Source organism: Aerococcus sp. NPDC058936 (assembly GCF_042741995.1).
In the GTDB taxonomy this organism is placed as follows: Bacteria; Bacillota; Bacilli; order Lactobacillales; family Aerococcaceae; genus Aerococcus.
On the sequence record NZ_JBHYKZ010000003.1, the window covers coordinates 225,334 to 238,681 of the forward strand.

At 39.6% G+C, this 13,348-nt stretch carries 9 protein-coding genes; 7 read left to right on the top strand and 2 right to left on the bottom strand.

The annotated features are described in order from the left end of the window. The first annotated feature begins 9 nt into the window (after nt 1–9). Entirely contained in the window at nt 10–1,044 is a 1,035-nt protein-coding gene (gene jag / locus ACFW0C_RS03935; RefSeq protein ID WP_378105543.1) for an RNA-binding cell elongation regulator Jag/EloR, read from the top strand. Nucleotides 1,045–1,138: 94 nt separating this feature from the next. Here the strand turns inward: jag and ade are convergent, their stop codons facing one another. Both ade and gnd read right to left on the bottom strand, forming a co-directional pair. Beyond that, nucleotides 1,139–2,833: an adenine deaminase gene (gene ade / locus ACFW0C_RS03940; RefSeq protein ID WP_378105546.1), complete on the bottom strand. Its 1,695-nt coding sequence runs from the start codon at nt 2,831–2,833 to the stop codon at nt 1,139–1,141. 386 nt (nt 2,834–3,219) lie between these two features. After that, nucleotides 3,220–4,116, bottom strand: coding sequence for a phosphogluconate dehydrogenase (NAD(+)-dependent, decarboxylating) (gene gnd, locus ACFW0C_RS03945; protein ID WP_378105547.1), 897 nt, complete (start codon nt 4,114–4,116; stop codon nt 3,220–3,222). Between the two features lie 172 nt (nt 4,117–4,288). On the opposite strand from gnd, the gene ACFW0C_RS03950 reads away from it, so the two are divergent. The 6 genes from ACFW0C_RS03950 to mnmE all read left to right on the top strand — a co-directional run bounded on the left by ACFW0C_RS03950 (nt 4,289) and on the right by mnmE (nt 13,330). Continuing rightward, nucleotides 4,289–6,094, top strand: coding sequence for a PTS mannitol transporter subunit IICBA (locus ACFW0C_RS03950; RefSeq protein WP_378105548.1), 1,806 nt, complete (start codon nt 4,289–4,291; stop codon nt 6,092–6,094). A gap of 113 nt (nt 6,095–6,207) precedes the next feature. Further along, nucleotides 6,208–8,280, top strand: coding sequence for a BglG family transcription antiterminator (locus ACFW0C_RS03955; RefSeq protein WP_378105550.1), 2,073 nt, complete (start codon nt 6,208–6,210; stop codon nt 8,278–8,280). Continuing rightward, nucleotides 8,281–8,727 carry a PTS sugar transporter subunit IIA gene (locus ACFW0C_RS03960; protein WP_378105551.1) on the top strand — a complete coding sequence of 149 codons (447 nt, stop codon included), beginning with the start codon at nt 8,281–8,283 and terminating at the stop codon, nt 8,725–8,727. It abuts the gene before it with no gap. A gap of 316 nt (nt 8,728–9,043) precedes the next feature. Continuing rightward, nucleotides 9,044–10,276, top strand: a complete 1,233-nt coding sequence (locus ACFW0C_RS03965) for a mechanosensitive ion channel (protein WP_378105553.1) — start codon at nt 9,044–9,046, stop codon at nt 10,274–10,276. A 181-nt stretch (nt 10,277–10,457) separates the two neighbouring features. Then, nucleotides 10,458–11,684 carry a GerMN domain-containing protein gene (locus ACFW0C_RS03970; RefSeq protein ID WP_378105555.1) on the top strand — a complete coding sequence of 409 codons (1,227 nt, stop codon included), beginning with the start codon at nt 10,458–10,460 and terminating at the stop codon, nt 11,682–11,684. A 254-nt stretch (nt 11,685–11,938) separates the two neighbouring features. Then, the gene (mnmE, locus tag ACFW0C_RS03975) at nt 11,939–13,330 is read left to right on the top strand and encodes a tRNA uridine-5-carboxymethylaminomethyl(34) synthesis GTPase MnmE (protein ID WP_378105557.1); all 1,392 of its coding nucleotides are present in this window, start codon (nt 11,939–11,941) and stop codon (nt 13,328–13,330) included. Nucleotides 13,331–13,348 lie beyond the last annotated feature (18 nt).

Sequence of the window (13,348 nt, forward strand, 5' to 3'; positions counted from 1 at the left end):
GTTCTTGTATTGAAAACTGAAAGATTTGAAGCGACTTCAGTCGATGCTGCTATTGCCAAAGGCTTGCAACAACTTCGGTTGGCGCGAGAAGATGTTGAAGTTCAAGTAATTCAAGAAGCCAAAAAAGGATTTCTCGGTTTAGGGGCAAAGGATGCAGTTGTAGCCATCCATTACACTGAACGAGAAGTATCCGAAATTGATACCACAACAGATGATTTATTGGCCTTCTCTGATTTAGGTCAAGAAAACACATCAGTAGTGGCGCCATCTGATGATTTAGAGGATCAACCATCTGAACATACAGATATAGAAATCAATTCAATAGCAGATGAAACTGAAGAAGTTGTTGAATCAACAAATTTTGAGGAAGAGCTAGAGGTCCAAGACGCTGAGTCTGAATCGGAGCAAGAAGTTGAAGAATCACTTGCCTATGATGAAGTGACTACTGAAAAGTCTGAACCATCGATTAATGAGGAAACGCCTACTGATCAAGTAAATATTGCTGAAGTAGCAATTGAATCAGAAGAAGTGGCAACTGAAGTAGTTGAAACGCCTGTTCAAGCGTATCAAAACTTAGATTTGGTAGATGAAGACTTCAAAGATGTGGAACATGTTGCTGAATACCTGATTGACGTGTTGGCATCCTACCTAGTAGACGCCAATATTGAGGTTGAAGACCGTGGCCGCACTGTTATTTACAATATCCAAACTGAGAAAAAAGGGTTGGTTATTGGTAAACACGGTAAGATCATTAACTCATTAGAAACACTTGCCCAAGTGATGACTCACCAATATGTGCGCCCACATGTCAAAGTGATTGTAAATGTCGGCAACTATCGGGAAAGACGTCAAGAAACATTAGCAAGATTAGCACGTAAAACAGCGGACCAAGTAGCCAAGTCAAAACAACCTGTTTTCTTGGACCCACTACCTGCTGCGGAACGTAAAATTATCCACGCGCAACTGGCTAGATATTCATATATTGCGACCCATTCTGAAGGGAAAGAGCCACATAGATATCTAGTTGTATCTTACAAGGATTAAAAAAATAAAAACTACTAAAAGCAAACGACCCCCATTATCACTAGATTTTGAGGGTCGTTTTTGGGTTATTATCATTTTATAATATCTTATTTTCTTAAACAAATTGCCCCAGATTCACATCATATAGCCCATTATCTGTTAGCCGTAATTCTGGAATGACCGTTAAAGCAATGAAAGATAGGGTCATAAACGGATCGATAGATTCAGGCACACCAAGTGCTCTAGCATGCGCCACCATCTTGTTTAGTTGCGCTTGTACCGTTTTGCCTGACTGAATACTGATAATACCAGCTAATTCTAGTGGTAAGGCTGCAACAATTTCTCCCTTAGAAGCAATCACATAGCCTCCCTGAATACGGTCCAATTCTTTCACAGCCAGTAGGATATCCGCGTCATTATCACCCACAACCGTAATATTATGCGCATCATGGGACACACTAGTCGCAATCGCGCCATTTTCAATATTATAGCCCTTAATCGCGCTCACACCGATACCACCCGAATGACCGTGACGTTCAATCACACAAGCTTTATTGAAGACCTTATTGGCTTCAAATTTACTTTCTACACTAGGTAATATCTCTTCAGAACCTCTTGTCAAAATGGATTGTGCCACCAAGTTGATAACCTTTACTGGCGAGTTATCTGCCTTTAATTCAAGGTCTTCTTGGTTGATTTCCGGCAGTTTAACTGAATTTAAGAGGTCAGTGTCTGTTACGGGCGCAATATTTTGGCTATTTAATTGGTCGAAATCAATAATTTCCCCATTTTTGATGACAAGTTCAACTGATACTTGGTCAAGGTCATCAATAATGAGTAAATCAGCTAAGTAACCAGCCCCAACGGCCCCTAAATCATGTAAGTTATAGGCGCGAGCGGCATTATATGAAGCCATTTTGTAAGCTGTAGCAGCAGGGACACCTAGTGTGATCGCCTTACGGACGCAAAAGTCGATATGTCCTTCTTTTTCAATATCTTCAAGATGTTTATCATCCGTACAGAACATACACTGGTCTAGGGCGATATCATGTTCAACAAAGCCTTTAAGGATTGGCTCAAGGTTTCTAGCGGCACTGCCTTCACGAATCAATAATTTGAAGCCAGCCCGTAATTTTTCAATTGCCTCCTCGTAATTCTCCGCCTCGTGTTCAGTATCAATACCGGCAGCCCGATATGCTTGTAAGGGTTTCCCCGTTAAACCTGGCGCATGACCATCTACAATTTGGTTTTTAAAAAGGGCCAATTTATCCAGTATTTTCTCGTCAGCCTTGACCACATCATCAAACCGCATCATTTCAGCTAAACCAAAGACTTGCTTGTCTTCAAGGTAGGGCGCCATGTCGGCTGCTAGAATTTCGCCAGCCCCATTGTTGTCGATATCTGTTGCAGGCACACACGAAGGCATCATAATATGGGTAGTCATGGGCGTTTCTTCAATACTGGTCAGCATAAAGTCTAAGCCTTTTTGCCCAAGGACATTGACCAATTCGTGTGGATCGGCAAAAACAGTTGTCGTCCCTTTAGCTAGGGCGTATTTTGAAAATTCTAAGGGTGTCACCATTGCAGATTCGATATGCATGTGGGCGTCGATAAAGCCTGGTGCAATGTATTTGCCTGTACAATCAATGGTTTGCTTACCTTCGTACTTGCCTAAAGCCGCAATCCGGTTGCCCACAATAGCCACATCAGTTTGGATGATTTCTTCTGTAAATACATTAATCACATAGCCATTTTTTAAGACGATATCAGCTATTTCCTTGCCGTTTGCGACGTTAATTAGATTTTCCATGCTTGTCCCCTTTTTTAATACCTAGATGCCAAATATTGATAGTTAAACTTGTGGTAAGTAGTGAATCTTTCTTCACTACTTTAGGTCGATTAATTGGATTTAAAAATTTGAATAGTATTATACCCACAATCAGAAGCAAAAGTATATGAAAAATTGATAAAAATACGAATTATAAAATAAATATAATAAAATATTGTTCGGATAAAATCGGGTTGAACCAATAGATAAGGTCCTATCATTCGGAAGAAAGGGGTAAAATTCTGATTAAACCGAGGTTAACCTCCCAAATCAAATGAATACAAAAGTGTATTACAAAAAAACGCAGATTTTAAATCTACGTTTTAGCATATTTAGGTATCTGGCCACTTTTATTGAGACATTTTGACTTATTTTCGTTGAATCGGGTGACCACCAAAGCCAGAACGCAATGCGGAGACGACTTTGTTTGAAAAACTGTCTGGTAATTGACTGTCATTTCGAACAAATAGGGATTGGGCGATAATTGGAACGGGTACATCTAGTGATAACGCTTCTTCAACCGTGTATTTGGCTTCGCCGCTGGAATCTATTTTGCCTACGATATGATCTAACTGACTGTCGTCATTGAAACTTTCCTCTAAAAGTGCCATCAACCAAGATCGAACGACAGACCCGTTGTTCCACAGTTTAGCAACAGCTGCAAAATCAAAGTCATAATTTGAGGCTTCTAGGACGCTAAAACCTTCACCAATGGCCTGCATCATACCATATTCAATCCCGTTATGGATCATTTTCAAATAGTGACCTGACCCAAGGGGACCAGTGTATAAATAACCGTCTGTACAAGCAATATCACTAAAGAAGGGTTCAACAACTTTAAAGGCTGTCGGATCGCCACCAATCATCAAATTGACCCCATTTCTAGCCCCATCAATCCCGCCAGAAGTCCCACAATCTAACAAGTAAATCCCCTTATCTAATAGGATTTGCCCCATCAATAAGCTGTCTTTGTATTTTGAATTGCCAGAATCAATCACAATATCACCTGCCTGCAATGTTGATCCTAAGTCTTGAAGAATCTGATTGGTAATGTGACCAGCGGGTGTTGATAGTAAGATGATTTTTTCTTGGTCCAGTGCTTCTAGTAAGGCCTCCTGACTAGGGACTGTTGGAATCCCCTGCTTTGTTGCTAATTCTCTAGCCCGGGCTGAGGCATCGTAACCAATGATGTCCCAACCATGGTCAAGGCCATTTAAGGCTAAGTTAGCACCCATTTTTCCAAGTCCAATAATACCAATTTTCATATATTCCCACTCCTTTTTCTAAAGTCACCTAAATCTTAGCACGGAAAAATCTCCCCTTCATTTCAAGTTTGGCACATTTGATAACGACAAATATAGCGCTTTCAAAAGTTTGAAGAAAGGGATTTTGAGATTTATGATGGGAGTAATTTAAAAGTTTTGAGGAGGAATTTCAATGTCAGAAATGAGTACAAGTACAGTATCAGATGCAGGGACAAATACGAAAATTTCTATGAAAACTAGGATTCAAAAATTTGGTTCTTATCTGAGTAGTATGATTATGCCAAATATTGGAGCTTTTATTGCCTGGGGAATTATTACAGCCTTATTTCTAGCCACTGGTTGGCTACCGAATGAAGAATTGGCGCAAATGATTGACCCAATGAAAAATTATTTACTACCTTTATTGATTGCATATAGTGGTGGTAGTTTAGTTCACGGCCAGCGCGGGGCAGTTATTGGGGCGATCGGGACCATGGGTGTTGTGGTTGGTTCAGAAATCCCTATGTTTCTAGGTGCCATGCTGATGGGCCCGTTTGCTGGTTGGTTGTTAAAGCAATTTGACAATAAATTTGCAGATAAGATTCCGCAAGGTTTTGAAATGTTAGTCAATAACTTCTCTTCTGGTATCCTGGGTTTTATTTTAGCGGTACTTGGCTACTACTTTGTTGGACCAACGATTGGGGCCATCACAGATATTGCTTCTATTGGTATTGAAGCAATTATTTCAGATGGTTTCTTACCACTTGCCAATGTCATTACAGAACCTGCCAAGGTGATCTTTTTGAATAATGCTGTCAATCACGGTATATTTACCCCGTTAGGTGCCCAACAAGCACAAGAAGCTGGCAAGTCTATTCTGTATTTAGTATCTATTAACCCAGGTGTTGGTGGCGGTATGTTATTCGCTTATATGCTATTTGGTAGTGGGTCAGCTAAATCTTCCGCGCCAGGTGCCTTTATTATCCAATTCTTTGGTGGTATTCACGAGATGTACTTCCCTTATGTGTTAATGAAACCCTTGATGGTATTAGCGGTGATTGGTGGTGGGGTAACAGGTACTGCCATTTTCCAATTATTTGATGTGGGACTTGTGGGACCTGCGTCACCGGGATCAATTATTTCAGTGGTTGCTATGACACCACCGGGCGATTTATTTGGTATCTTATTAGGTATGTTCGGCGCTTTCTTGGTATCCTTTGCCATTGGGGTTGCTATCCTCAAATTTGACCGTTCAGAAGGTAAGGATTTTGAAGCTTCTAAAGATGCCGTTCAAGCAGAGAAATTTGCTGCTAAAGGGCAAACGACAAGCCATACACCAGTAGCTGAAAATGTGGCCGACGTTCCAAAAGCAGAAAACGTCAATAAAATCATCTTCGCTTGTGACGCAGGCATGGGTTCAAGCGCCATGGGGGCCTCTTTATTACGGAAAAAGGCTAAACAAATCAATCTGAATATCCCTATTTCAAATTCTGCCATCAACAACTTAAAGGATGAAGCCGGTACATTAGTTATTTCGCAGAATGAATTAACCCCTCGAGCACGCCGGCAAAATCCATCCGGTATGCACGTCTCAGTAGACAATTTCTTAGACGGTGACCGCTATGATGAGATTTTAGGAGCCATGATTGCGCAACCAATTGAGATTAAAGAAATAGACAATACGGCATCAAGCCAAACAACAAATATCACTATTCAAAATATTGATAATATCTATTTACCATTTGAAGATAAGGTAGGTAAAACCACCATGGCGGCGTCTATTTTACGAAACAAATTGAAGAAGGCCAATATCCATGATGTGACGGTCAAGGGTGTGGCAGTTGAAGATTTAGACCATATCAACAAAACCGACGCTACCTTAGTTATCGGAAGCCAAGCGATCGTCCAAGCCTTACAGGACTTATATCCAGATTTAAATGGCTTGGTTATTGAAAATTTACTAGAAGCCAGTGCTTACGACCAGCTGATTGAATCATAAGGAATTGGAAATATCGGAAAAATCATTAGTAAATAAATAAGAAACAAGTGTGTAACACGGGAAACGAATAGAAAACAGATAGGAATTAAACAAAAGGAAGGGGCGGGTGCCAAATGTATCTTTCACAGCGGGAAGCCATCATATTAGACCAGTTGTTATATAGTCATACTGAAATCCCCATCTCTTCTTTTCAAAGTTTACTGCAAGTGAGTCGACGAACAGTCTACCGGGAAATTACGAATTTAGAAGCATCACTCAAAACTTTAAATGTTGAGATTATCAACGAACGGAACAAGGGCTATAAACTTGTTGGGCATGCGGAAACTTTAAATATATTAAGGGAAGAAAATACTGCTCGAAATCAGTATGTTTTCTCCAAAGATGAACGCCAAGATGGTATTATTACAACCTTATTAGTCAATGAAGCGCCGGTGACGGCAGAAGTTTTAAGCCAACAATTTGCTGTCAGTTTAAATACTATCTACCAAGATATAGATGCGATTGAAGAAAGATTGGGGGCTAATCGGGTAAACCGGTTACCAGCGCAAGGATTTACCTTGGATGTGGATGAAATCAACAACCGAAATATTGTGGCGACAACCATTTTCAACAATCTATCTCCGGCTGATAGCGCAACTTATCTATCCGATTTATCTGAAATTGGCGCTGCCATCGATAAACCCTTCTTCCTCACTTTTATTTCCGATACCAGTTTGAAAGCAGTGGTAGAAAGTTTTCATCAGAGTGACCTAAATGCAGGTAAGAAGATGAATGACAATCAAATTCGACCTGTTTTGATTCAATTGGCTTACGCTCTTGACCGGATGCAGGCAGGCTTTTCCATAGGCGATATTGTCAGTATTGAGTCCAATGTCCCAAGCGATATCATCCACTTGGCTTATCAAATTACGGGTCATATTGCTAATCAATTGAAAATCAACATTCCAATCAATGAGCGTAATTTATTAGTGAACCAATTGGAAGGCATCAATTTTAAGAATAAAGAATCGATCTTCAATATCAACTTTGATACCCAATTATCCTATAAGGTACAGAAGTTTATCCGACTTGTTTCTGAAAAAACGAGTAACGATTTTAGACAGGACAAGCGTTTGTACAAGGGGTTAATTTCTCACATTCGGGCCGCCTTGAAGCGGATTGAAAATGACCCCATCACGAGTTTCAAAGACACTAGTTTAGAACCGGTTGTCAACCAATACAAAGACTTGTATGGCAAAGTAGAAGAAAGTTTTAAAGCAGTTTTTTCAACCGATATTTCACACGAAGAAGCGGCTTATATATTGATGCATTTTGCAGCATCTTACGAAGCAGGACCTTCATTAAACTATCAACCACGGTTACTGGTAATTGTCTCCAATTATGGTGGGACTGGGAAAATTATCAAAGAGCGGCTAGAAAAGCAGTTCCATGCCATTTTTCAAGTGGATATCACACAATTATCTAAAATAGACCAATTAGATGTCGGGTCATATAGTATGATTTTGTCGACAGCACCGCTTAAAAATTTCCCAGTTGAATACCAATTGATATCACCGGTACTAGCTGACAAGGATATTGACTTGTTAAAAGACTTTATCGAAACCTACAAATTAGGTCATAAGAACCCTTTGACCAACCAGTTTGGGGATGATCATTATAAATTGACCTTTGAAGAGATGCGAGATTCCATCTTGATTGCGGATGATTTGGTAAAGCAGTTTGAGGTAAAAGACATTAACAGCAAAGAGCATGTGGACGCGACTGTTGAGGCAGTAATACAATCGCTGAAACCACTTGCTGTGTCAGATGATGCTTTGGTGTCACAGGCGATTATTAAACGCTACAAGACCACACCAATTGGTATTCCAAAGACCAATATGTCCCTCTTCCATAGTGTGCACGAAGATGTGAAAATACCGGTGTTTAAGGTCTACAACCTGTCGAGTCCCTTTTATGTTGAAGGAATGGACCGGCAGATGATCTTACTGAAACGAATCCTATTATTGTTGGCACCAGCGCCACTAGATGCCAATGTTAAAACTGTTTTGGGCTGGATTAGTCAATCTATTATCGAAAATAATATCAATACCGATTTATATAATACTGGGAATGAAGAAACTTTAAGAAATTTACTGAGTAGACTATTTGTTGAAGCAGTACAGGAGTCAGGAAAGGACGATGATTAAATGGAAATCAATCAAAACATGGTAAAATTAAAGCAAGATTTTCAAACGAAGGAAGCAGCAATAAGGGCAGCAGGGCAATTGCTAGTCGATAACGGGCATGTTGATTCCTCTTATGTGGAAGCTATGCTCGACCGCGAGAATGAGGTAACAACTTACATGGGTAATTTCATTGCTATCCCTCATGGTACGGATGAGGCCAAAACAAGCATCCATTCAACAGGTATTTCGGTTCTACAAATCCCGTTTGGGGTAGATTTTTCTGACGACGCCAATGAAGAAAAGATGGCCATGGTTGTCTTCGGGATTGCCGGGGTTAACAATGAACACCTGGAATTACTGTCTAAGATTGCTATTTTCTGTTCAACCCTTGATAACGTGGTGAAATTGGTAAATGCTGAAGATGAAGCAGAAATTATGACTTTGTTGGATAGCGTTGAAGCAGCCTAATATAGAAAAATAAATGAACGCATAAGGAGTTAACTTAACTTTAGGGGTAAGTTAGCTCTTTTTTATTTAGTTTTTTGGCTGAAATAATCATTTTTTAAGGAGATAAAATACAAAAATGTCTAAAAATGTATTTATAATGTATTTTATATATAAATAAAAAACGCAAAACCCCATTATGCTAAAGGTTATAAAATAACCCAAAGTATATCGCGTGAATATCACTTATAAATATAGTAAACTAGAAGTAGCCTTAAGGAATTCTTTATTTTTGAAGTTTTCCAAATAAATTTTAGATAAACAAAAGGAGATGGAAAAAATGGATTTAGCAGGTTTATGGGCTAGCTTAGCTGCTAGCATACCAGCCGTCATTGGTGGTATTTTATTAATTCTTGTTGCGTGGATCGTGGCAGTATTAGTTAAAAAGGCAGTTTCAAAAGGTTTACGAGCAGTAGGTTTACCTAGTCGCTTCGTGAAATGGAATGTTGCAGAGACTGAGGATCAAGCGGAAACAACGATTGATACTATCGCGCAAATTCTATACTATATCGTTTGGGTGCTATTCTTACCTGGCATCTTCGATACATTTGGTTTAACTTCTATCGCGACACCAATTCGTGATATGACATCAAATGCTTTAGCTTTCTTACCATCAATCGTTGGCGCAATCATCATTATGATTGTGGCGGTAGTGGTAGCGCGTTTAGTGAAACAATTAGTTTACTCACTAGTTAAAACAGTCAACATCGACAAATATGTAGCTAAATTTACTGGTAACAAAACAGCAGATGGTCAAACAGCAGATACAATTGCTAACGTACTTTCTTATGTAGCTTACATTGTTGTCTTCATTCCAATTGCAGTTGTAGCCCTTGAAACATTAGGTATTTCTTCAATTGCGACACCAATCATCGGTGTGTTAAATAGTATTGCTGCTGCAATTCCAAATATCTTAGTAGCGGTAATCTTATTAGGTGTTGGATTTGCAATTGCTAAAGTCATTGGTGACTTAGTACAAAACTTACTTGAAGGTACTGGTTTAAACAACTTGTTCAACCGTGAAACTGGTGCAGCAACTAAAAACATCAATGTTTCAGAAATCATTGGTCAAGTAGTTGCAGTAGTCATTGGTTTATTCTTCACAGTTGAAGCCTTAAACGTATTAAACTTAGCAATCTTAAACACTGTCGGTGCAGCAATCATTGCTTACCTACCGAACGTATTAATTGCCTTAATTATCTTAGGTCTTGGTATATTTGGTGGCCGTTTCGTTGGCGACTTAGTGAATAAAGCAACTCAAAGTAAATGGGTTGGCGAAATCATTAAAGGCGTATTCGTAGTCTTCTCAGTATTTATGGCATTAGATCAATTGAACTTTGCGAACAATATTGTGAATATGGCCTTCCTATTCATCATTGGTGGTCTATCAGTTGCCTTTGCCTTATCATTTGGATTAGGTGGACGCGACTTCGCGAAAAAACAATTAGAAAAATTAGATAAAAAAATTGAAGAAGAATCTGGTCAAAACAACAACAATATTGACCAATTCTAATGATAATAAAAAATAAGATTTTACCCCTGGCTGTGTGCTGGGGGTTTTTCTTTTTGCGATTCAATTGCTTGAAATCTTTAATACTGGCCTAAGTTTTACCTTATCGCTTTAACTATATTACGAAAACAGATACAATAAAAGTGATAAAAATATTCATGATTGATTCTGGGAGGTGTCAAAAATGAAACAGAAAGCAACATGGTTTTTACTCTTGAGTACGTCATTACTGTTAGGTTCATGTTCTTGGCTTAATAACGCAGAAGATATTTATGATGAAAGTGAGGCTTCCTCAACTGAACAAGTATCCTCAAGTGCTGGTCATCGTGTCAATGATGATGCATCAGAAGACTCACAATCCAGTCCGTCGAGTTCAGCGGTAGAAGATGACACAGATGATGAAGCAAGTGAAAGTTCATCCTCAGAAGAAGCGCCAGCCTTAACAGTGGCTGATTATTTTCCACTGACAACTGGTTATGCCGGTGAATTTGCGGGTACTGGGAATGAGTATGCTGGTTTTAGTAGAACCTATGATTATATTGAGGACGATACGATATATATGCGGACGAACAATGGCGGGACATCTGTTTTAGAGCTGGTAGAAGTAACTGAAGATGCGGTGCGTGTGGTCTATACTCAGCCGGAATTCTATGCGCATGAGAAGATAGATGCGGCAGCCTTAATTGATCCAGAAAATACAGAGACCTTACTTGAAGCGCCTATAGCATTAGGTCATTCTTGGGAAACAGGCCTTGGTACTACTAGGGAAATCACTGCGATTGGTGTCCCTATGTCGACTCAAAATGGTCTATATGACACGATTGAAGTGACTGAAGATACGGGTGATTTTGTGAATAAAGAATATTATGCAGCCGGCGTTGGTTTAGTTTATGCCTCAAGTGAATCAACAGACCCGGATGCCCCGTATACTGTAGTCCAAGATTTGGCTGAATTGAGTACTGAAGGTTGGGCCGAACCAGTTTCAGTCTACTATCCAGTAGCTAAAGATGAATACACACAAGCTAACGAGTCAGTCAATATCACAACCAATGATGATATGACTGCAGCTTTTACAAGTCTATTCCAAAGCGAAAATGACAGCCGTCCGCAATTATTACCAGCGGATGCAGCAATTCAAAGCTTAACAACTGAAACAAATGAAGAAACATTTGAAAAGACGCTTTATGTCGACTTTTCGTCTGCTATTACAGCTTTGGCGGATGACGAATGGGGTATGCAAAAGCTCAATAGTATCATGGCTAGTTTGAAGAGCTACTATAATGCAGACTATATTGAACCGCGTATCGATGGCGATCCTATTGAAATCGACGGACTAGTAGGGTTGAATGAAGCCAATCCAGTATTTGAAATTCCCGAATCGGTCATGAACGCCAGTATGATTGAAGAGTAAAACATATAACGCTAAGGGGTATGACACGACTGCCATACCCCTTATTTGTGCCTTTAAATATTATGCTTCAATGAAGACTTTATTGTTTACTTTTAAATGGAGATTGCGTATAATACCGAATGTATAAAAAAGTAGTTTGACAGTCAAAGTGTCTTTCTAGTCCGACCAGGCCATGGGAGGGGTAGATTGGGCGCTTTTTTATTTGCACAAATATAAACAATAGTAGATAAATTTAGATAGAAAGGAACATATTCATGATTACTCGTGGTTTTGATACAATTGCGGCTATTTCATCGGCGCCGGGCGAAGGTGCGATTGGAATTGTCCGTCTTTCAGGTGATGACGCACTAGCGATTGCAGATAAGGTTTATAAATTAGGTCAGAAAAAACTGAGTACGCAAGATAGTCATACCATTCACTATGGCCATATTGTGGATCCAAAAGATGGTCAAGAAATTGACGAAGTGATGGTGTCTGTTATGCGGGAACCAAAAACATTTACCCGTGAAGATATTGTTGAGATTAATACTCATGGTGGGATTGTGGCGACAAATCGCGTGCTGGAACTCGTTTTGCGGGAAGGGGCTACCCTAGCAGAACCCGGTGAATTTACCAAACGTGCCTTTATCAACGGCCGTATTGACTTAACCCAAGCAGAAGCTGTGATGGATTTAATCCGTGCCAAGACGGATCGGTCAATGGATTTGGCTGTAAAGCAGTTGGACGGAAAATTATCCAATTTAATCGAAAATTTACGTCAAGACATTTTAAATACCTTGGCGCAAGTTGAAGTAAATATTGACTATCCGGAATACGATGATGTGGAAGAAATGACCCTTAAATTATTGGGTGAGAAGACAACTATTATCAAGGACCGAATCGATGGCTTATTATCAACCGCTAAACAAGGGAAAATATTGCGTGACGGGATATCAACTGCCATTGTGGGTCGTCCAAATGTGGGGAAATCATCCTTACTAAATGCCTTATTAAGAGAAGAAAAGGCCATTGTAACGGATATCGAGGGGACAACTCGTGACACGGTTGAAGAATACATCAATATCCGCGGAGTACCCTTGAAATTAGTGGATACAGCGGGTATTCGTGACACAGAAGATGTGGTGGAGCGTATTGGTGTGGAACGGTCGAAGAAGGCTTTAACGGAAGCAGAATTGGTGTTATTATTGCTCAACCAATCTGAAACCTTAACAGCTGGTGACCGAGAGCTTTTAGCCTTAACCCAAGACCATAAGCGAATTATTATCATGAATAAAATTGATTTACCAAACCAACTTTTAAAAGAATCCTTGTCAGAGTGGGTTGAAGAGGACGAAATCATTGCCACGTCTATGATGACTCAAGAAGGTATTGACGCTTTAGAGGAGAAAATTGCAGACTACTTCTTCTCTGGTCAATCAGGAGAAAAAGACGCGACATATGTTTCTAACGCCCGTCATATAGACCTTTTACAAAAAGCTAGTCAATCATTAGATGAAGTGAAAAACGGGATTGATATGGGCATGCCAGTTGACTTGATTCAAATCGACTTTACCCGTGCTTGGGAAATTTTAGGTGAAATTATTGGTGAAAATGCGCCGGATGAATTATTAACACAATTATTCAGTCAATTCTGTTTAGGTAAATAAAAGAAGCGTAGAAAGGAT